This window comes from Mycetocola tolaasinivorans, from assembly GCF_003667565.1.
In the GTDB taxonomy this organism is placed as follows: domain Bacteria; phylum Actinomycetota; class Actinomycetes; order Actinomycetales; family Microbacteriaceae; genus Mycetocola; species Mycetocola tolaasinivorans.
The window spans coordinates 117,681-137,634 of the sequence record NZ_RCUX01000003.1 but is presented as its reverse complement, the minus strand read 5'-3'; the positions used below and the strand labels follow the sequence as shown (position 1 = coordinate 137,634).

17 protein-coding genes are annotated in these 19,954 nt (G+C 65.7%); 8 read left to right on the top strand and 9 right to left on the bottom strand.

Annotation, left to right across the window (positions count from 1 at the left end; translation table 11 throughout):
* Positions 1–63: 63 nt before the first annotated feature.
* Together D9V32_RS04320 and D9V32_RS04315 are read left to right on the top strand one after the other, a co-directional pair.
* The gene (locus D9V32_RS04320; RefSeq protein WP_121647677.1) at positions 64–1,587 is read left to right on the top strand and encodes a sugar ABC transporter ATP-binding protein; all 1,524 of its coding nucleotides are present in this window, start codon (positions 64–66) and stop codon (positions 1,585–1,587) included.
* 50 nt (positions 1,588–1,637) lie between these two features.
* Positions 1,638–2,669, top strand: coding sequence for an ABC transporter permease (locus tag D9V32_RS04315; protein ID WP_220700650.1), 1,032 nt, complete (start codon positions 1,638–1,640; stop codon positions 2,667–2,669).
* Between the two features lie 77 nt (positions 2,670–2,746).
* Here the strand turns inward: D9V32_RS04315 and hemW are convergent, their stop codons facing one another.
* From hemW to lepA, 3 genes are all read right to left on the bottom strand, one after another.
* Positions 2,747–3,970 carry a radical SAM family heme chaperone HemW gene (hemW, locus tag D9V32_RS04310; RefSeq protein WP_121647879.1) on the bottom strand — a complete coding sequence of 408 codons (1,224 nt, stop codon included), beginning with the start codon at positions 3,968–3,970 and terminating at the stop codon, positions 2,747–2,749.
* Positions 3,967–4,620, bottom strand: a complete 654-nt coding sequence (locus tag D9V32_RS04305) for a DUF1990 domain-containing protein (protein ID WP_121647676.1) — start codon at positions 4,618–4,620, stop codon at positions 3,967–3,969. Before D9V32_RS04305 ends, hemW begins: the two co-directional genes overlap by 4 nt.
* Positions 4,621–4,741: 121 nt before the next feature.
* A complete protein-coding gene (gene lepA, locus D9V32_RS04300) occupies positions 4,742–6,598 on the bottom strand; it encodes a translation elongation factor 4 (protein WP_121647675.1) in 1,857 nt (618 codons plus the stop codon).
* 324 nt (positions 6,599–6,922) lie between these two features.
* Here lepA and rpsT point away from each other — a divergent pair, with 324 nt between their 5' ends.
* On the top strand, positions 6,923–7,192 hold the full coding sequence (rpsT, locus tag D9V32_RS04295; RefSeq protein WP_121647674.1) for a 30S ribosomal protein S20: 270 nt from the start codon (positions 6,923–6,925) through the stop codon (positions 7,190–7,192).
* A gap of 117 nt (positions 7,193–7,309) precedes the next feature.
* Here rpsT and holA read toward each other — a convergent pair whose 3' ends face one another.
* Complete coding sequence (holA, locus tag D9V32_RS04290; RefSeq protein ID WP_121647673.1) at positions 7,310–8,350, bottom strand: DNA polymerase III subunit delta; 1,041 nt, start codon at positions 8,348–8,350, stop codon at positions 7,310–7,312.
* 186 nt (positions 8,351–8,536) lie between these two features.
* Between holA and D9V32_RS04285 the strand changes: the two genes are divergently transcribed.
* From D9V32_RS04285 to D9V32_RS04275, 3 genes are all read left to right on the top strand, one after another.
* Positions 8,537–10,870 (top strand): sensor histidine kinase, encoded by a 2,334-nt coding sequence (locus D9V32_RS04285; RefSeq protein ID WP_121647672.1) that lies wholly within the window; start codon positions 8,537–8,539, stop codon positions 10,868–10,870.
* Positions 10,867–11,547, top strand: coding sequence for a response regulator transcription factor (locus tag D9V32_RS04280; RefSeq protein ID WP_121647671.1), 681 nt, complete (start codon positions 10,867–10,869; stop codon positions 11,545–11,547). Before D9V32_RS04285 ends, D9V32_RS04280 begins: the two co-directional genes overlap by 4 nt.
* 183 nt (positions 11,548–11,730) lie before the next feature.
* A complete protein-coding gene (locus D9V32_RS04275; RefSeq protein WP_121647670.1) occupies positions 11,731–13,014 on the top strand; it encodes a thioester domain-containing protein in 1,284 nt (427 codons plus the stop codon).
* 64 nt (positions 13,015–13,078) lie between these two features.
* On the opposite strand, the gene D9V32_RS04270 is transcribed toward D9V32_RS04275, so the two are convergent.
* The 5 genes from D9V32_RS04270 to D9V32_RS04250 form a co-directional block, all read right to left on the bottom strand.
* Positions 13,079–14,044: a linear amide C-N hydrolase gene (locus tag D9V32_RS04270; protein ID WP_121647669.1), complete on the bottom strand. Its 966-nt coding sequence runs from the start codon at positions 14,042–14,044 to the stop codon at positions 13,079–13,081.
* A gap of 45 nt (positions 14,045–14,089) precedes the next feature.
* Positions 14,090–15,193: a baeRF11 domain-containing protein gene (locus D9V32_RS04265; RefSeq protein ID WP_220700649.1), complete on the bottom strand. Its 1,104-nt coding sequence runs from the start codon at positions 15,191–15,193 to the stop codon at positions 14,090–14,092.
* A gap of 157 nt (positions 15,194–15,350) precedes the next feature.
* A complete protein-coding gene (locus tag D9V32_RS04260) occupies positions 15,351–16,355 on the bottom strand; it encodes a hypothetical protein (protein WP_121647668.1) in 1,005 nt (334 codons plus the stop codon).
* On the bottom strand, positions 16,343–17,500 hold the full coding sequence (locus tag D9V32_RS04255) for a sensor histidine kinase (RefSeq protein WP_183086173.1): 1,158 nt from the start codon (positions 17,498–17,500) through the stop codon (positions 16,343–16,345). Before D9V32_RS04255 ends, D9V32_RS04260 begins: the two co-directional genes overlap by 13 nt.
* A complete protein-coding gene (locus tag D9V32_RS04250; RefSeq protein ID WP_220700648.1) occupies positions 17,484–18,131 on the bottom strand; it encodes a response regulator transcription factor in 648 nt (215 codons plus the stop codon). The genes D9V32_RS04255 and D9V32_RS04250 overlap by 17 nt, the downstream gene beginning before the upstream one ends.
* A 343-nt stretch (positions 18,132–18,474) precedes the next feature.
* On the opposite strand from D9V32_RS04250, the gene D9V32_RS04245 reads away from it, so the two are divergent.
* Together D9V32_RS04245 and D9V32_RS04240 are read left to right on the top strand one after the other, a co-directional pair.
* Entirely contained in the window at positions 18,475–18,876 is a 402-nt protein-coding gene (locus D9V32_RS04245) for an SHOCT domain-containing protein (protein ID WP_121647666.1), read from the top strand.
* 4 nt (positions 18,877–18,880) lie between these two features.
* Complete coding sequence (locus D9V32_RS04240; RefSeq protein ID WP_121647665.1) at positions 18,881–19,954, top strand: DUF998 domain-containing protein; 1,074 nt, start codon at positions 18,881–18,883, stop codon at positions 19,952–19,954.

Sequence of the window (19,954 nt, the reverse complement as noted above, 5' to 3'; positions counted from 1 at the left end):
GGGGCCGGTTTCCGGCCCCGCCTCCCCCATCGCACACACCTTCACCGTCGAAAGGAACGCGCCATGAGCGCACACGCGTCCACCCTCACTCCGCCAGTTTCCGCCGGGCAGGTGGTGTTTAGCGCCACCGATATCGCCAAGAGCTTCGGCCCGGTGGCCGCCCTCTCCGGAGTCAGCATCGAGCTGCGCGCGGGCGAGGTGACCGCCCTGATGGGCGAAAACGGGGCCGGGAAGTCGACCCTGCTCAAGATCATTACCGGCGACTATCAGCCCGATTCCGGCGTCCTCTCCCTGCACGGTGCCGAGACCCGGTTTGCCGAACCGCGTGAATCACGCACCTCGGGGATACGGGTAATCGCCCAGGAGCCCGAGATCATCCCGCACGTGAGTGTGGCAGAGAATATCTTCGTGGGCCTGCTGGGCGCTTCCGGGCCCGTGTTTCGCCGCCGGGCGGTGCTCGAGCAGGCCCGGGAGGCCCTGGCCGAGTTCGGGTTTGCCGGAGTCATCGCCGCCGAAACCCTCGGCAGTGAGCTCTCGGCCGCCCAGCGCCAGATCGTCGAAATCATGCGGGCGGTTGTGGATCGTCCCGCGGTCATCTGCTTCGATGAACCCACCTCCTCGCTCGGTGAGGAGGAGGTTGAGATCCTCTTCCGGCTGATTCGTCGGCTGCGCGCCGAGGGCATTGCGATCGGCTACGTCTCGCACCGGATGAACGAGATTTTCCAGCTCGCCGACGCGATCACCGTGCTGCGGGATGGCAAGCTGGTGGGCACCAAGCGCACCGAGGATACCGATCATGACGACCTGGTGCGCATGATGGTGGGCCGGGATCTCTCCCAGATGTTCCATCGGGAGGCCATCGACCCCGGCGACACGGTGCTCGAGCTGGCCGGAGTCAGCAACGAGTTTGTGCACGATGTCTCACTCACAGTGGCCGCGGGCGAGGTGGTCGGCATCGCCGGTCTCGTCGGTGCCGGCCGCAGCGAGCTTCTCAAGACCATCGTGGGCGACTTCCGAGTGGAGTCTGGCACGCTGAGCATGGGCGGGACCGCGGTGCGGTTCCACACCCCGGCGGACTCCATCGCCGCGGGCATCGGGTTTGCCCCGGAGGAACGCAAGGCCGAGGCGCTGATCATGCACCGCTCGGTGCGCGACAATATCGCCCTGGCCGTGCTCAAGCGCATCTCCCGCTTCTCGTTTGTCAGCTCCGCGCGCGAGGACGAACTGGCCGAGGGATACATCAAAAAACTCGGCATTCGCACCCCGAGCGATCGCCAGCTGGTGAAGAACCTCTCCGGCGGCAACCAGCAGAAGGTGGTGCTCGCGCGCTGGCTCTCCACGACCCCGCGCCTCCTGCTGCTCGATGAGCCTACCCGCGGCGTGGACGTGGGTGCCAAGGCCGAAATCTACGCGATCATCGATGAGCTTGCCCAGCAGGGCGTCGCGGTGCTCGTGGTGTCGAGTGAGCTGCCCGAAGTGCTGGGGCTCGCCGATCGCATCTACGTCATGGCCGGCGGCCGGGTGACCGGGGTACTGCCCCGCGCCAACGCCACCGAGGAGGCAATCCTCGCCCTCGCGATGGACTAGCCGTCGCTCCCCCACTCTTCCCCGCTTGATCCTCAGGAAGGAGGCACCTCGTGCCTACCCCCACCCTCAGTAAGACCCCGCCTGTCGTCGACGTCGTTCCCGGCACCCCCGGCGTATTCCGCCGCTTTCTCACCGCAATGGGCGTGCAAAACGTCTCGCTGCTGATCGCCATCGCGTTTGTGGTGCTCGTGATCGGCAGCCAGAATCCGCTGTTCTTCACCGTGCCGAACCTCAAGGTGATCGGCACCGCGATCGCGATTTCGGGCCTCCTCGCGGTGGTCCAGACCCTGGTGATCATCATGGGTGCCCTCGATATTTCGGTGGGCTCGATCGCCGGGCTCGCCTCGGTAACGAGCGCGATGATCTTCACCTCGGCCGGGCCCTTCATCGGTGTGGTCGGGGCGGTCGGTATCGGCCTGCTATGTGGCCTGCTGAACGGCTGCATCATCGTGTTTGGCCGTGTCAATCCGGTCATCGCGACCCTCGCCACCCTCGCGGCGTATAAGGGCATCGCGCAGCTGATCTCCGATGGCCGGGCGCAGGGCTACACCGGTGCCGACCCGTTCTTTGTGTTCCTCGCCCGCGGTAGCGTGCTCGGCATTCCCACGCTGATCTGGATCCTCGTGGTCATCGCCCTCGGCGTGCACGTGCTTCTGCGATACACCACGATGGGCCGCAACATCTACGCGGTCGGTGGCAACGATGTGGCCTCACGCCTCGCCGGCATCAACATCAACCGCTACATCCTGGGCATCTACATGATGACCGGTGCGGTGGCCGCCCTCGCCGGTATCCTGATCACCGCGCGTACCGGGTCTGGCCAGCCGGTATCCGGTTCCGAGGGGCTTGAACTCGAGGCCATCACCGCGGCGGCCCTCGGTGGCGCGGCGCTCAAGGGCGGAAAGGGCACCATCGCCGGAACCATCCTCGCGGTAATCCTGCTGGGTATCCTCACCAACGGTATGACCCTACTCGGGGTCAACTCCTTCTGGCAGAACGTCGCCAAGGGTGGCCTGCTGGTGCTCGCCGTGGTGCTGCAGCAGCTGCGCTCGGGTGAGCGCCGGATCGGCCTGCCGGGCTAGCCCTGCGTCAATACAAAACCGGGGTGCGTTTTCACGCACCCCGGTTCTTGTGTGTTTGACGGCTAATAGCCCCGGTATTAACCGACGAGCGCGCGCACCACGGCGTCGGCGAGGAGCCGGCCGCGGAGGGTGAGCTGCAGGCGGCCGCGCAGCGCGGCGGGGCCCTCGATCAGACCGTCGGCGATGAGGCGGGGAATCTCGCGGCGGGCCTCGGGCTCAAGACCGGCGATGGCGATGCCCTCGGCGGTGCGGGACTCCAGCAGGATACGCTCCATCTCGCGGGTTTCGTCATCCAGAACCTCGCGGCCCAGGCCGGGCGAGATGCCCTCTGCCATACGCTGCGCGTAGGCGGCGGGGTGCTTGACGTTCCACCAGCGCACGCCACCGACGTGGCTGTGGGCACCGGGGCCGATCCCCCACCAGTCGGCACCCCGCCAGTAGGCGAGGTTGTGCCGCGAGCGGGTTTCGGGAGACACCGACCAGTTGGAGACCTCGTACCAGGAGAATCCGGCGGCGGCGAGGGCCTGATCGGCGTACTCGTACATGTCGGCCTGGAGGTCCTCGTCAGGTTCGACCAGCTCACCGCTGCGGATCTGCCGGTGCATTTTGGTGCCCGGCTCCACGATCAGTGAGTAGGCGGAGATGTGGTCGGGGCCGTAGCTGAGGGCCGCATCGACGCTGGTCTGCCACTGTTCGAGGGTTTCGCCCGGGGAACCGTAGATCAGGTCGACGCTCACCTGCAGGCCCACCTTCTTGGCCCACTCCACCACGAGCGGAACGCGCTCGGGGGTGTGGCTGCGATCGAGGGTCGCGAGGGTTTCCGGTACCGCGGACTGCATGCCGAAGGAGACGCGGGTGAATCCGGCATCCTTCAGGGTCTGCAGGTACTCCTCATCCACGGAGTCCGGGTTGGCCTCGGTGGTGATCTCGGCGTTCGGGGTAAACCCGTGGGTGTCGCGCACCGCGTGCAGCATGCGTGCGAGGTCGTTCGCGGGCAGCAGCGTGGGCGTGCCGCCACCAAAGAACACGGTGTCTACCGGGCGCGGCGCGACGCCGGCAGCATCGAGCACGCGTCGGGAGAACGCCACCTCGGCGATGGCCTCATCGGCATAGTCGACCTGCTTGGCGCCGCGCAGCTCGGTGGCGGTGTAGGTGTTGAAGTCGCAGTATCCGCAGCGCACCCGACAGAACGGGACGTGCAGGTAAAAGCTGAAGGGGCGCTCGGCACTGCCGATGCTGGCGCTCGCGGGCAGGGCGCCGTCGGTGGGCGCAGGATCGCCCAGGGGAAGTGCGCCCATCAGGCGTTCGGGCTCGCCCAGGTGGGCGAGAGTGCGCGCAGGTACGCGGTGGCGATGGCGCGGCGGCGCGCGCTTCCGAGTACCGGGAATGCCCGATACTTTGCCCCCACCGGGCGCATGAACGAGCGCACGGTAAACCACACGGAGTCGTCTTCTCGCACCTCGACGGTGAAGGATTCCTCGCCGCTCATCCGGGCGTTCGAAACCGTGCCGAAGGCGAACGACATTGAGTTCTGGTTTTCGACCAGGTACACCACGCGAATCTTTGACTCGAGGTTGTATCGACCGACCCGGCCGCGCAGCTTGGCGGTGGTGCCGGCGTCGAGGAACGGGGTGCCGTCCGGCGCGAAGCGCTGCTCGCTGTGTCGACGGTTCGGTGCGACGGCGTTGCCCTCGTCATCGAACTGGATGCCGGTGTACTCGTTTCCGCTACCCGGACGAATCTCGGACACGTCGATTCCGGCGTCGCGCTGGGCGCCCCAGCTCAGCAGGGTCGCGACGGCGGCCTCGTAGCGTTCTCGACCGCTGCCCAGGCGAATGCTGTCCTCCGCGGGAACAAAACCCTGCGGCGGGTACTGCATGAGGTCGGCGGCCTGAGTGGCGCCAACCGCTGCGTAGTCGACGGGCTGGTCTTCGAAATTGCTGCGGCGCATCCCCTGCTTCTTTTCTGTCTGCTTCGATCCGCGATCAGTTCTGGGCCACCGGAGGGCGTAAATACGCCGTTCCGGGCGGCGGGTAGGTTTCAGTCTAACCCGACCCCGCCGCCGGAAGGCGTTACTTCTTGCCCTTACCGGTTTCGGTTTCTCCGGACAGCGCGGCAATGAAGGCCTCCTGGGGCACCTCAACGCGACCCACCATCTTCATGCGCTTCTTGCCCTCCTTCTGCTTTTCCAGCAGCTTGCGCTTACGGCTAATGTCACCGCCGTAGCACTTTGCGAGGACGTCCTTACGGATGGCGCGGATGGATTCGCGGGCGATGATCCGGGCACCGATGGCGGCCTGGATCGGCACCTCAAACTGCTGACGCGGGATCAGCTTCGAGAGGCGCTCGGTCATCAGTACGCCGTACGCGTAGGCGTTGTCGCGGTGCACGATGGCGCTGAAGGCGTCCACGGCCTCACCCTGCAGGAGGATGTCGACCTTCACGAGATCGGCTTCCTGCTCACCCGAGGGCTCGTAGTCGAGCGAGGCGTAGCCCTGGGTGCGGCTCTTGAGGTGGTCGAAGAAGTCGAACACGATCTCGGCGAGCGGCATGTTGTAGCGCAGCTCGACGCGGTCTTCACCGAGGTAGTCCATGCCGAGGAGCGAACCACGACGGCTCTGGCACAGCTCCATGATGGTACCGACGTAGTCCTTGGGCGCGAGGATGGCGACGCGCACCATCGGCTCGGAGACCGAGTTGATCTTGCCGGTGGGGAACTCGCTCGGGTTCGTCACCGTGACGACCTTTTTGTCCTCGGTGGTGACCTCGTAGATCACCGAGGGTGCGGTGGCGATGAGGTCGAGACCAAACTCGCGCTCGAGGCGCTCGGTGATGATTTCGAGGTGCAGCAGGCCGAGGAATCCACAGCGGAAGCCGAAGCCCAGCGCGACCGAGGTCTCGGGCTCGTAGTTCAGCGCGGCATCGGAGAGCTTGAGCTTGTCGAGGGCCTCACGCAGGATCGGGTAGTCCGAACCGTCGATCGGATACAGACCCGAGAACACCATGGGCTTCGGGTCGGTGTAGCCGGGCAGGGCCTCGGTAGCGGGCTTCTGCGCGTGGGTGATCGTGTCACCAACCTTGGAGAGGCGAACGTCCTTCACACCGGTGATGAGGTAGCCCACCTCGCCGACGCTCAGACCCTTGGAGGGTACGGGCTCGGGCGAGGAGACACCGATTTCCAGGAGGTCGTGGGTGGTGCCGGTGGACATCATCTGCAGGCGCTCACGCGGCTTCAGCGTGCCGTCCACCATACGAACGTAGGTGACCACGCCGCGGTAGGCGTCGTACACCGAGTCGAAGATCATTGCGCGCGGTGCGGCATCCACGTTGCCTACGGGGGCGGGGATGTCGCGAATCACGCGATCCAGCAGCTCTTCGACGCCCATGCCGGTCTTGCCGGATACGCGGAGGACATCCTCGGGCTTGCCGCCGATGAGGTTGGCGAGCTCGAGCGCGTACTTGTCCGGGTCGGCGGCGGGGAGGTCGATCTTGTTCAGCACCGGAATGATGGTGAGGTCGTTCTCCATCGCGAGGTAGAGGTTCGCCAGGGTCTGGGCCTCGATGCCCTGGGCGGCGTCGACCAGGAGGATGGCACCCTCACAGGCGGCCAGCGAACGGGAAACCTCATAGGAGAAGTCGACGTGACCGGGGGTGTCGATCATGTTCAGTGCGTAGGACTGGCCCGCGTCATCGGACCAGGGCATACGTACGGCCTGGCTCTTGATGGTGATGCCGCGCTCGCGCTCGATGTCCATGCGGTCGAGGTACTGCGCGCGCATGTCACGGTTGGCAACGATGCCGGTGATGCCGAGCATGCGGTCTGCAAGCGTCGACTTTCCGTGGTCGATGTGCGCAATGATGCAGAAATTACGGATGAACTCCGACGGGGTACTCGCCGGCTCTAGGGCCTTTACAGCTTGGGGGCTCACGCGTTCCTCTGGTTGTTAATGGTCACTGATAATGGGACTGCTCAAAAGTTTGGTGCCGGATTTCCGGGCGCGGACGCACTGGTCCTTGCGGCCATTCTCCCACGAAAGAAGCTGCGGGGGCGAATGCGCACCGCCGCGCTCCCCTCTGATGTTGCCGGTTCCGCCAGGTTTCGACGCGCCACGGGGTCACGGTTGGGCGGGATTGGCGAGAACTGATAGACTCGGGTCTTGACTTGCGTGCGGAGTATCCACACGAAACAGTCGGACGGCGCCCTCTCTCGCTAACCGACACTCCCATTCGGAACAAACGAAAGACTAACTAAAGTGGCAAACATTAAGTCGCAGATCAAGCGCATTGGTACCAACAAGAAGGCTCAGGAGCGCAACAAGGCCGTAAAGAGCGAGCTGCGCACCGTCGTCCGCCACACCCGTGAGGCTGTCCTCGCCGGTGACAAGGACCTCGCCGTTTCGACCCTGCGTACCGCTTCGAAGAAGCTGGACAAGGCCGTCAGCAAGGGTGTTCTGCACAAGAACCAGGCTGCGAACCGCAAGTCGGCTCTGGCCAAGCAGGTTGACGCACTGCTCGCCAAGTAATTCTGCTTTCTAAAATCCCCGCTCTCTTCGGAGGGCGGGGATTTTTGCTGTGCGCGGATAACAAATCGGCCGCTCTCCTGATGGGGAGAGCGGCCGAGCGTATCCAGAGTATGGCGGCTAGCGGGCCAGGCTGCGCCCGCGGCTCGCGATCGCGGTAACCATGCGTTCGAGGGCGAACAGCGGGTCTCCCCCGGCACCCTTGACGATGCCGTCGGTTTCGGCGATGAGGCGGATGCAGGTGCCGAGGGCGGCGTCGTTCCAACCGCGGAGATCGCGCTTAGCGCGGTCGATCTGCCAGGGGGCGAGGCCGAACGCGCGGGCCATCTGGTTGCTCGGCACGCGGGCCGAGCTCACCTTGGCCATGGTGCGCATCTTCATCGCGAAGGCCGCGACCATGGGTACGGGGTCGGTGCCGGAGTTGATGGCCTGACGCAGGCCCAGCAGGGCCTCACCGGTGCGTCCGGCGATCGCGAGGTCGGCCACCGCGAAGGCCGAGACCTCGGCGCGGCCACCGTAGTATTCGGCGACGGTCTGTTCGGTGATGGCGCCGGTGGTGTCGGCCATCAGCTGGGTGCAGGCGGCCACGAGCTCGGCGAGGTCACCGGAAAACGCCGACACGAGAGCACGGATGGCATCGGGGCGGGCCTTACGCCCGGCGGTGGCAAACTCAGCGGCCACGAAGTCGATCTTCTCGGCATCCTTCTTGAGCTCGGTGCAGACCACCTCAATGGCGGTGCCCTGAGCCGCACGAATGGCATCGAGTAGGCGCTTTCCGCGCACACCACCGGCGTGCCGCAGCACCACGGTGGCACCCTCGGCGGGGTTTTCGAGGTACGAGATGGCCTCGGTCAGGAAGATATCGGAGCACTTCTCCACCGCATCGATGCGCACAAAGCGCGGCTCGCCAAACAGCGAGGGGCTGGCGACGGTGGCAAGCTCACTGGCCACGTAGGTGTCGGCGGTGAGTTCACTGAGCTCGAGGCTCGGATCCTCCGCACGGAGCAGATCACGCAGCAGCCGAATGGAGCGGTCGGCGAGGAAGCCCTCGGTGCCGCTCACCAGCACGACGGAGGCGGGGCGAATCTGGTTCCACGCAAGCTGTGGGATTGCGGCATTCGAAGCCGTCTTTGCTGCCGTTGCGCCGCGGGCTGCCGCCACAGTGTCCTCCGTTTCGCGATCGGGAGCCGGAGGGCTCCAACAATCGTCCTCCCCCAGACTACCGGCTCCCCCAGACAGCGGTTCAGGACAGGCCGTACGCGCCACCACACGCATCGCGTCCTCCCCGGCCACACGGAGTCCCTATACTGATCGAATCACCATGGCAGCGAGACGAATCGGGTAGGAATGCACGTACTGCGCTCTCTGGGCGTGAACACCGGTATCTCCACCGCTGCCGGCCTCACCCCGGCGAATCCAGGAGGGGCCACCCGAACCCTTCTCACCTCCATCTCGCGCGTCGTGCTCGGTGCCGCGGCGGTCTGGCAGTCGGTCATGGTGCTCACCACCCTGGTGTCGCTGGGTCTCGGCGGGTGGCCGGCTGCCCTCGCGCAGGCCATGGTCGGAGCCATCGCGCTGCTCGCCATGCGCTCACGACGCCTCTGGCGCGCGATTCCCCTGGCAATGTTCGCCGCGGGAACGCTCAGCTACGTAGCCAGCGGGGACGTGGAGTCCTCACTCGTCTTTGCCGCCTGCTGGCAGATCAACTTCGCCTCGTGCTTTGCCGGGCTGCTCCTGCTCCGCCGCTCAACCATTGGGCTCGTCGCGGGCTCAGCCCTCGGGACCGCCGCGGTCATCGTGGTGTTTCTGCCCGACTGGGGCGTCCAGCTTCCGGTGTCCATCGTGGTCACCCAGTGCTCCATCATTATCGCGATCCGACTGGGAATCGCCGGGCTCCTCCGGCACGCGGACGGGGTGGAGCAGAGCGTTCGGGCGGCCGACGGGGCCGCACTCCGCAACGAATCGCTCCGCTTTCAGAGCCAACGTCTCGCCGAGGACTCCCGCGTCCTGCACGACACCGCAATTAACACCTTTGCCGCAATTGCCAGCGATAGCACCAGCACACACACTGCCGCACGGGTGCGGGAGCAGTGCGCGCGAGACGTCGACCTCCTGGACGCGCTCCGCGGCACCCGCGCCCGCGAGGACTCCGCGCGCCTGCACGATGTTTTCACCCAGCCCGCGCTTTCCACACGGCGTGAGGGCATCGACGATTCGGAGATCATTCGGATCGAGTCGCAGCTCTCTCAGCCAACCATCGCCGCGATTGTGGGGTGCGTGCGTGAGGCCGTCACCAACGCGGCAAAACACTCGGGCGCGCCGCATGCCACCGTTGAGGTGACCCGCAGCGCCACGGCGCTCCGCATCGACGTGAGTGATGACGGCGTCGGATTTGAGGCGGGCTCGGCCAACATTCGCGGAATTGGTGCCTCGATTCTTCAGCGCGCTCAGGATCACGGGTTTACCGCCGCCGTACACGGAACACCGGGAGCGGGCACCCGGGTGATCCTGAATATAGATCTCGCACCACCCACCGATGACACGGCGCTCCTCCCCGAGGTCGGCGACCCGTCCACCTCGGCCCGCGCCGTGCACCTGCGGTCGGGGGCCTACTGGGGGCTCGGCGTGACGATGGTGAGCGTGGTTCTGGCCCTCGCCGGTGCCACGGATGTGGACTACGCGCTGGTGCCCATGATCGGGCTGATGTTCGTCTCCCTGGGCCTCACCCGCGTGCCCGCTCTGCGCCGCGGCCGAGTCCTTCTTCCGCTGATCCTCTCGCTCAGCACCGTCGTGGTATTCCTCCTCTCCGCGCGGGCAACCACGTTTGGGCTCGTGGGTGCCGTGCACTGGCAGGCGCTCGCGGCCACCGGCCCATTTGTGCTGCTCCTGGCTCACGTGCGCCAGCGGCGCTGGGCCGTCCTCGCGGCCTCGCTGTGGGGGTTCGTCGTTGTTGCCGGGGCGGCGGCCGTCCTGCCCGTATCGGCAACGGCGGCGCAGATCGTGATCATCGCCGGGGTGGTGGGGCTGGGGTTTTCCTCGGTCTGGGCTCTCTTCCAGGGTTTTGTCACCCACCTGGCCGGGGTCGAGGCGACATCTCGGCGCGACGCACTCGCCCTCCGGCTGCGCGGGGCGCGGGAGATTGCCGCCCAGGAGGGATACCGGCGCTGGATGGACGCGGGCCTCGACTCCGCCCTCACCCTGCTCCGCGGGATTCGAGACGGCGTGCTCCGCCCCGAGGCGGCCCCCACACGCGCGGCATGTGACGAGGAGGAACGCTACCTGCGCCAACTCGTCCAGATCAACCCCGAGCTGGTGTACCTGAGCGCGGTACTCATGCCCCTGCCCGGTCGCGCACGCGAGCGCGGGGTCCCACTCGCCCTGCGTCTCGGTGATCGCGATGCACCGGGTGAGCGGGAGGCCCTCACCATCGCGGAGCTCATCGACGCTCAACTGCGTGTTCGGCCCGCCACCGGTACGCTGTCGGCTACGATCTTTCCGGTGGAGGGCGGCCTACGCCTCACCCTCACCGGCCCCGATCTCATCCTTCCCGAGATCCCGCAGGCCGAGGTTCACCACCGCCGTCTCGGTACCGTCGATTTGGCCGAGATCACCTTCACCCCCACCCCCTCGCCCCCATTCGGCGCGGAGTCCCCCACCACGTCTGCAGAAAGGCCGGCATGAGCGAGCAGGACACGAGAATCGCCCGCGTTGCCCTCGTGGAGGATCACCTCCTCCAGCGCACCCGCACGGAGGAGATCCTCTCCCGAACCGGCGAGTACCGCGTGGTGTTCAGCGGGCCAACGGCTCCGGATTTTGTGCGCTGGGTGGAGTCCGTGCCGCGCGAGGAGCGGCCGCACCTCCTGGTTCTCGACCTCATGGTGGATCGTCAGCCCAGCGTGAGCCCCGCGCAGGTCGAGAAGATGGTACGAGCGGGTCTCACGGTACTCGTACTCTCGGCCCTCGCCTCGCCCGTGCTGGTGCGTCAGGTGTTACGCGCGGGTGTGGCCGGCATCGTGGGCAAGCGCGACAGTGAGGACGACATCCTCGCCGCGGTGCGCGCGGTCCTCGCGGGCGAACAGTGGATGACCACCGAACTCGCCACGGTCATCGCCGGCGACCCCGAGCGTCCCGCACTCAGCGTGCAGGAGGAGCGGGCGCTGGTCCTGTACGCCTCCGGCCTCAGCATTGAGGAGGTGGGCACCGCCATGAACATCGGCCGAGAAACCGCCAAGCAGTACCTCGACCGGGTGAAGAAGAAGTATGCGGGGGCCGGTGTCTCCGTGCGCACCCAGCTCGACTTTGGGCGGGTGGCCTGGGCGGAGGGCTACCTGGATCCCTCGCTCCCGCAGGCCCCCTAGTCGCCCCTTCACCCCCCTTCCTTCTCGTCACTTCGGTGCGCAAAGACCCCTGCGTGGGGGTCTTCTCACCCAGTGTTCACCCACCACACGGCGAATTGTCAGTATTCTTTTGCTGTCCCACCCTCCCGAGCGCAACAACGGTGTATTCACGCGCTCCCCCGTTCGCTTTGAAGGAGCCGCTCCATGGCAACCACACCCCGCCGAACATCGCGCCGGCTCGCCAGCTGGCTCGGAGCCGCACTGCTCGCCCTCGGCGCAGTCGCCGCCCCCACGGCGGCGCTTGCCGCTGGCACACCCGGTGGCCCCGCCACGACCGGCGATTCCGTCTACGTTGGTAACCGAGTTGGCTACTCCGGCACCGGAATCTTCCCGGTGTGGTTTGCCGGGGCCCCCACCGGAGACACCCCGGATGCCTGGGCTTACTGCGTCGAGCACGACGTGGACGCCCGCAACGATGTCACCGGAACCATTGGAAACCTCAACGCGTTCCTCGGCATCAACTACTTCACCAACCCGGCCGTGCAGAACAGCGTGCAGTGGGTCCTCACCCACGGGTTCCCCACCCTCAGTCTGACCGATCTGGAGAAGGCCGTCGGCATCAGCAACCTCGCAAAGAACGATGCCATCGAGGCCACCCAGTACGCGATCTGGCGCTATACCGACCTCAACTTTGACGCCAGCTGGCGCTGGGAGACTCCGAATTCAGAGGCCGTCTACTGGTATCTGGTGAATGGCGCCAACGCACACCCCGGCCCCGTCGAGGTAGCAGCACCCGCCACCGCCTCGATCACCGGCCCGTCCGCCTCGCCGCGCGCCGGCACCATCGCCGGACCGTTTGTTGTGCGCACAAACCAGGCCACGGCCCGGGTCTCCGCGGGCGAAATTCAGCTGACCGACGCAGCGGGCGTCGCGATTGACGCGGCGAACGTTCGCGATAACCAGGCCGTCTACCTGGACCTCCGTGAGCGGAAGACCGCCGGCACCACGGACGTCACGGTGTCCGCAACCGCGAGCGGCCCCACCGGCCAGATCGTCTCGGTGCCCCTTCCGGAAAACAGCGTCCCGACTGCCGAAGAGCACGCGCAGACCATTATTCTCACCCGGGCCAGCGATTCCGCCTCGACCGCAAACCTGGCCGTTTCGTGGTCTGCGGTGAAGGTGACGGACCCGACGGTGGCCCCGACCGAGTCGTCGAGCCCGTCCGGCCCCCCGACCCCCGGTTCCCCCTCGCCCTCCCCGACCAACACCGCTCCCTCCCACACGCCCTCCCCGGGCACGCCCGGCAGCACCCCGAACGAATCGGGTGCGCCGGGCACCCCGGAGGGCGGCCAGACCCCCGGTACCGGAATTGAGCTTCCCCACACCGGTGCCTCCGCACCCGGAATCGTCGCCGGCATTGCAGCCCTCCTGCTACTGCTCGGAGCCGCGGGTGCCCTGACCCGTCGTCGCACACAGCGCAACGGCTAGTTCCAACACCGAAAAACGCCCTGCCCTCCGTATACGGAGGGCAGGGCGTTTTTCACGATCGGAGTTAGAACGGGCGTGCGACGTCGGTGAGGTGCTCGCCAACCTCCCCGGAAAGCGTCACATCGTCCGGATTCAGGGCGCGGACCGGGGCACCCTCGGTGAAGTCGCACCGGTCCAGGTCCAGCCAGAAAAGGTTGGGGGCTGTCGTCAGCTCGAAATAGTATCGACGAGCCTCGAGGCTCACGACGGTGCGATACTCGGTGTTGTAAAGCCCGAAACCCTCATACGGTGCGCCGAAGGGAATGGAGACGTTGCGGGCGATTGCCAGCACCCCCGCCACCGCCCCACGCTCATCGCTCGGGTGCGGCAGCAAGTCGGTGAAGTAGGACGCCCGCTGAAAGCGCGCTTCGGGATTGACGTTGCCATCGAGCGGCGACCGATCATTCGGTGCCGAAAAATCCTGTTCGAGGAGAATCCGCAACTGCTCCTGATACGGCGGCTCGTTAGTCAACACGGTAAATCGGCGATCACGGTGAATGCTCACGACCCCGCCCAGAACCTCGATAATGGCCGAGTCTCCCGAGGCATCCTCGATCGCCAGATGGGTGGACGCCCGATGCCCGTGGGCCTCAACCATAACCAGCTGCACCTCACCGAGCAGCAGCACCGCCTCCTCAACGGTGGCCGCCATGTCCAGCAGATACTGCGCCCAGAGGTGCACACCAAGTGCCGGCCGGGCCACCGCACGGTCACCAAAATCTGTGTCTTCGAGGTAGAGCAGGTGCGCGGCCAGGCCACGCTCATTGACGCCGTCTGCGGTTCCAACACCGTAGATGGTGGTGATTACCGATCCGTAACGGGAGGTCCAGACCAGGCCGTTTTCGGTGATTTGTTCCCCGCCAATAATGGCACCGTCGTGTTCAAGACCGCGGGGCAAAACGAAAATCTGCGGGAACGTGGAGTCCGGCCAGTCCATAGTGCGCGCCACCACAAACGGCGACGAGCGGTTCCAAAAGATTCGAGTACACATGATTTCTCCTTAACTGGGATGGCCCGCTGCGTGAGTAGCGGAGTTTCAGATGGCAAAACGCAAAATGCCCGCGGCGGCAACGCCCACCGGGAGATCCGCGGCCCGAACGGCCAACACGCGACCGTTACCCGCAAGAACACGGCGAGCCAGCTCTTCAAGCACGTCGTGCTCGGTGTCCTGAAGCAGCAGGGCACCCGAGTCATCAATCGTTCCGCGCACCTCGGCATCCATATCAACGGTCAGAACGCCGATGGCACCGTTGCTCGCGGCCCGCGCAAGATCACTCAGGTCACTCAGCGCGCGACCGCTGCTCCGTCGACTGTTGAAAACATCCTGCAGATCGGCACGTTCGGCGTCATGCAGGCGGTCAAGGATGGAGCGTGCAGCGGTGGCAAGATCGGCGGCACTCACCTCGTCGGGATTACCCGGAATAACCTCCTCGGCCAGCGCATGATACCCGCTGAGGTTGCGATAGATGCTCGCCAGCGGCTCGGCGGCCGCAATGATCAGGGGCAGCGAACTCCCCGTAAGCAGGGGGCGCAGCGCGTGATCGACCGCCCGGGCAAACTGCGTGAGACGCACCTTCCGCCCCTCATCGCCCTGGATCCGGCCATAGGCCGACCGTCCACCAATCGAGCGCAGCCCGACGGCCTCGGCAGCGCTGCCGGGAAGCTCGGAAACCGGAACCTCCCGCGCCGGCGCGTCCGCGGAGACCTCCACCAGCCGGGCACCGTTTTGAGAGAGCGCGAGAACGTAGGCCGCCTGCGGAAACGTGACGGCCCGCAGCAGCGGAGTGATGGTAAACCGATCGGTAACCGAAACATACTCGGTGAGCTCATTCGGCAGCCGAAACTCGATGATTCCCGTCGGAGTCGCGAAAACCGCGAGACTTCTCCCGACATGTGACCAAAAATCGGGATCATTGAGAAGCGCGTCGAGCCGTTCGTCCAACTCCTGTCGCGCATGTTCATCCTCGGCGAGACGCCCCACCCGCTCAAGCGCGCTCTCAAACAGCCCTCGGGCGCGAAGCCGATTTTCCTCCGCATGCGCCGGAATCGGGTTGGTAGGCATATAGATGCTCACGCTGAGATTCTCGCGCGCCGCCGCAATACGCTCGATATCGGTCGGGGTTGGCATATCGATGTGCACGGTGATCCTCCTGGGCTATCGCGTTCGATTTGTCACCGACTCTACGAGCGAACCGGGCGCGCGAAACGCCCCCTACCTAGGGGATTCACCCGGACCACACCACACCACCGCCACACATCCAACGCCCAGGGGATTCACCACACCGCACCGCAGCCGATCAGCCGCGCGAAAGGATCGTCCCCGAAGCGGAGAGCAGTATCTGTTCCGAGCCCGCCCCACCCTGCAGTACAACGCTGAGTGCCGAGCGTCTTCCGCTCGGCAGGCTGCGAACCGTGACCCTGCCCGCGGTGACCTCTCGCACCAGTTCGACGACGGCTTCGGCCAGGGTGTCGGTCATCCCGCCACCGACCGTCGGCTCCCCCAGCACAACCACCGTCACGCCGCGATCACGCAGCAGCGCAAACGCGGCGACCAGGGCCGGATGCTGAAGGTGAGGTGCCCGAATCCGGTCCCGGATCGCGGCCTCCGTACGTACAAGCGCGACGCGCATAGCGGCATCAATCGGCGTTCCTCGAACGATCTCCTCGAGCAGGGGTGCTACCTCGGCGCGAATCTCGGCGAGTTCCCGGCGCGAGATGCGCACGGCCTCATCCGCCGCCGCCGCATTCTCCGCGGCTCGGGCGGCCACGCTGCGATGATCACGCTCCCGCCGCACGATCAGTTGCAAGCCCATCCGCCACGCCGCAGCGGCTACCACGCATCCGATCGGTACCCCGAGCAGCACGGCAAACTCCCCCGCGGTCGCTTCCCGGGCCACACCCCAGACGGCGATGCCGCCGATCACGAGCGTGCTTCCGATCGCCCCGACGCGCGGATTACCGCGCGGTATGACAAACCCGACGAGGTATGCGGCAAAGTACAGCAGCTCGGTTGCGGCGGGATCCGGTGCGCGGAGGAGCGTCACCGCCACCAGGTAGAGTGCCGATATCACCAGCATCGTCGAGCGCGCGGCCGTGAGCGGTAGCCGCCCGGGAGTGGTGAGCAGCAGGCATCCGACCAGAGCTGCCGCATACGCCGTTGCATTTATGGGGTCGAGCGGGCTGAAGTCGCCGTCCATCAGCCCGAGCCACACGTTGCAGGCCCAGACGAAGAGAAACACCCAGCGCGCCTGCTTCGATCCGAGGCCGCCCGACTGCGTATGCGCGGGGATTACCTCGGCCACGAGATCACCACCCGGGTACCTCGTTCGGGCAGTGAGGTGACCCGCGCTTCCCCGCCAACCTCGGCCATTCGACGAACGATGCTCTCCCTGATGCCCAGCCCGTCGTGTGGGTGTTCGGGATTGAATCCCCGCCCATCATCAGAAACTCTGATCTCCACCTTCCCCTGGCCGAGCAGGACCTCGACCGACCTGGTTGCGCCGTCTCCGGCGTGGCGAATGCTGTTACGCAGCGCCTCCGCGGCGGCCAGGGTGGCGGCGCTCGCAACGTCCGTGGGGATCGACCCGGCCCCCAGTTCGGCCCGCAACTCGACCCGATCATCGATTCGCCGCAGATCGAGAGTCATGACGTCATAGGCACGCTCGAGTGTAAGCGTCGGCGTAGCCTGGTGCGGTGCACCATCGGCGGGGTCGTCCAGGGCCGAAAGTGCCACCGCCGCCGTGCGCTTCAACACCATCGGGGGCACGCCCTCGGTCTGAATTGCCGCGGCCATCGCCGAGAGCACCTCATCGTGAATTACCCGGGAAACCCGCGCATGCTCACGCCCCCGCGCGCGGGACTGCGCCTGATGTTGCCGTTGGCGATGCATCTCTCTCTCCTGCATACGCAGCCGTGTGAGCTGAGCAAACACCGCCAGAAAGATGACCACGTAGAGGACGTTGCCGAGCTGAATGGGGGTTTCTCTCAGCACGATAAACGGAACGGTTCCGAGGAAGAGCAGGCTCGACAGCGCCGGAGTCGCTGAGATCAGGAGGGAGGCACAGACCGCCGCTACCGGGCGCAAAGACAGGAGCAGCATGGCGACCATGGGCGGTTCGAGCGTCGAGATCCACGATGTGACCGTCGGCTCATTCGGGGAGATCATCGCGGGCACCCACAGAAACTGCAGCGTCGTATAGAGCGGCGGAAGTACCCGGCAGAGCGCCCGCACAACACCGATGGGGAGGACGAGAGCCCCCGCGGCGAGCACAATGATGCCGGCAATAATTACGAAGCCGCCGGCATTCCACCAGGGCTGCCACAGCGCCAGCTCATCAAATCGGAAAATCGCCTGGTCGAGGAAAACGACACAGCCGCCGATCGCAAACAGCCAGCTCAGTGTTCGCTCAATGCCGACATCGGTCTCGGTTTTAGGCCTGAATATCATCGCTCGCGGAGAGCAGCCCGTCCTCAAGGGCGCGCAGGTGCAGGTCAATCTTCGTGGGTGCGGCGCGGCCCGCCTCCGCATACTTCGCGCGGATGCGACGAATGTGATCGAGCACGGTTTCCCGCGAGATATACAGCAGCGAGGCCACCCTCTCAGCGGTTTCTCCCGCGGCATAGTGCCCCAGCACTTCGGCCTCCCGAGGCGACAGATGGACACGTACAAACTCGGGATCGAAATCGATGGCGGCGGCCCAGTCGGCCGAGGCCACAACCTCACCCCGGATCATCGAGCGCACCGCGCCGACGATATCCGCGGGGAGCTCCGACTTTCGAATCATGCCGGCCGCACCGGCCCGCGCGGCTTCACGAATCAGCGAGGGGCGATCGCCGGATGTGTAGACCAGGATCGGCACACCCAGTTCCGATATTCGACGGATGTTTTCGGATGGCGTGCTCTCATCCGCGAGCTTCAGGTCGAGTAGGACGCCGTCAAGATACTCGCCGTGAGACATCAGTTCCGGGACCGTCGTGGCCGTCGCCGTCACGATCATGTCGGGTTGCGCGTTGAGGATCGAGACCACCCCGAGCATCACGGCTGGGTGATCATCGATGATTCCGATTCGCGCGCGCACGTCCGATGTCCCTTCGTCCTGGTGTGGGCCCCACCGCCGACCCGCAGAAACGACAGGCTCAGTGGGCTATTTGGCGGTTGATGCCTGAAATCATATCCCAACGCGGGACCGCCGTTACCGTGCCCTCATGCCCGCCCGGCCCCCATACCCAGGGGATTTTCCCTCGCCCGGGGGCGCGCCGCGATGTGAGGAACCGAAATCCTGCCGGAGGGCCGTTCCCCGCATCTAGGGGCCACATTATTTGGTGGGTTCGGAGCGCACTCGAACTAAATATGCTCGGGATCACCTCGATTGGGCATCACCCGCCCACGGCGTTCGAGGGTCATCTCATAAGGAGTATTGAATGTCTTTCTGGTCGACGATCTGGGACACCATCTGGTGGTTCATCACGATCTTTGTGTTCATCGCCTACCTCATGGCGCTGTTTTCAATCATTGGAGATCTGTTCCGTGACCGGAAGCTCAACGGCTGGTTCAAGGCCATTTGGTTTGTCTTCCTCATCTTTGTGCCGTTCCTCACCGCGCTGATCTACCTGATTGCGCGCGGCTCCGGTATGGCGGAGCGTTCGGCCGCGGTGCAGCGGGATGCGGAGCAGGCGGCGACCACCTACATTCGTTCCGTGGCCGGGGTCTCACCGACCGCCGAAATCGCTCAGGCGAGGCAGCTCCTGGACTCCGGCTCGATTAACCAGGGCGAATATGACGCGCTGAAGGCTCGTATTCTGGGCGACTCCGCCGTACGCTAATCGCGTGAACAACTTCGAACCCTCGGCGGCTGCGTCGGCTCGGCCCGACGCGGCCGCCTCGGCCGTGCGCACCGAGTCGCGTGCGCTCTATGCGGCACTCACATCTGCGGTGGTCGGCGGCGTGCTCGGCCTCGTGCTGGGCCTGACCCGGCCGCTTCCGCTCGTCGGCGAGTGGTCTTTCGGCAACCTGGCGGCGATCGCCGCGGGGCTACTCGGAGCTGCCGCGGCGGCCACCGGTTACGCCCTGGCACGCCGTTCCCCCGGCCAGGAGTGGCGACGCGAGGTGCCATCGCCGCTCACCATCGTGAGCTTCAGCGGCGTGGTGATCGTTCACGGCCTGCTGGCATCGCTCACGACGCTCGCGACTTTTCTCCTCCTGGGCCGAGGATTTATCGGGCTGATCCTTGATCCGTTCTGGTCCGTGCTCCTCATGGGAACGACCACCGGGCTCACCGCCTGGATCATCACCCTCTCGGTCTCTCGTCTCACCACCGTGCGCATGTCGAGCCTGCTCATGGCGTTTGTTGGGCTGGGCACCCTGACCTCGATGGTCACCGCATCCGATCCCGACTGGTGGCGCACGCACTTCAGCCATCTCGGCACCTTTGGTGACCTGTCAAGCCTGCTGTTCAACGGCACCCTGATTGTGGGTGGCCTGATGGTGACCGCTTTCGCCATCTATGTTTCAAACGACATGCGACCCCTGGTCGACGCGGGCCAGCTGCGCAGCCGCACGAGCCCGCGAACCGTCGCGCGCCTCTTCATCGTTATGGGAGTAATGCTGGCCGGCGTGGGAATCGTGCCCGTGCACGTCAGCCTCCTCATCCATAACGTCTGCGCTTCGGGCATGGCCGTCGCGTTCGGTGCGCTCCTGATCAGTGGCCCTCGGGTACTCGCGGGCATGCCCCGGGCCTATTTTGTCGCCTCCTGGTTGTTCCTGGCCGCAATGCTCGTCTCCGTCGCGCTGTTCGCGATGGGGTTCTTCGGTTTGACCGCGTTCGAGATTCTGGTCTTTGCCATGGTCTTCGGCTGGATGGCCGTATTCATCCGTTTCCTTGCCACCGCGAGGCCCGACTAG

Excerpts from the sequence above, each read along its gene's own strand:
- D9V32_RS04280 (WP_121647671.1), top strand. The coding sequence starts at position 10,867 with ATGAGCGAGCAGGACACGAGAATCGCCCGCGTTGCCCTCGTGGAGGAT.
- D9V32_RS04255 (WP_183086173.1), bottom strand. The coding sequence starts at position 17,500 with ATGATATTCAGGCCTAAAACCGAGACCGATGTCGGCATTGAGCGAACA.
- D9V32_RS04275 (WP_121647670.1), top strand. The coding sequence starts at position 11,731 with ATGGCAACCACACCCCGCCGAACATCGCGCCGGCTCGCCAGCTGGCTC.
- D9V32_RS04245 (WP_121647666.1), top strand. The coding sequence starts at position 18,475 with ATGTCTTTCTGGTCGACGATCTGGGACACCATCTGGTGGTTCATCACG.
- D9V32_RS04270 (WP_121647669.1), bottom strand. The coding sequence starts at position 14,044 with ATGTGTACTCGAATCTTTTGGAACCGCTCGTCGCCGTTTGTGGTGGCG.
- D9V32_RS04320 (WP_121647677.1), top strand. The coding sequence starts at position 64 with ATGAGCGCACACGCGTCCACCCTCACTCCGCCAGTTTCCGCCGGGCAG.
- D9V32_RS04285 (WP_121647672.1), top strand. The coding sequence starts at position 8,537 with ATGCACGTACTGCGCTCTCTGGGCGTGAACACCGGTATCTCCACCGCT.
- D9V32_RS04305 (WP_121647676.1), bottom strand. The coding sequence starts at position 4,620 with ATGCGCCGCAGCAATTTCGAAGACCAGCCCGTCGACTACGCAGCGGTT.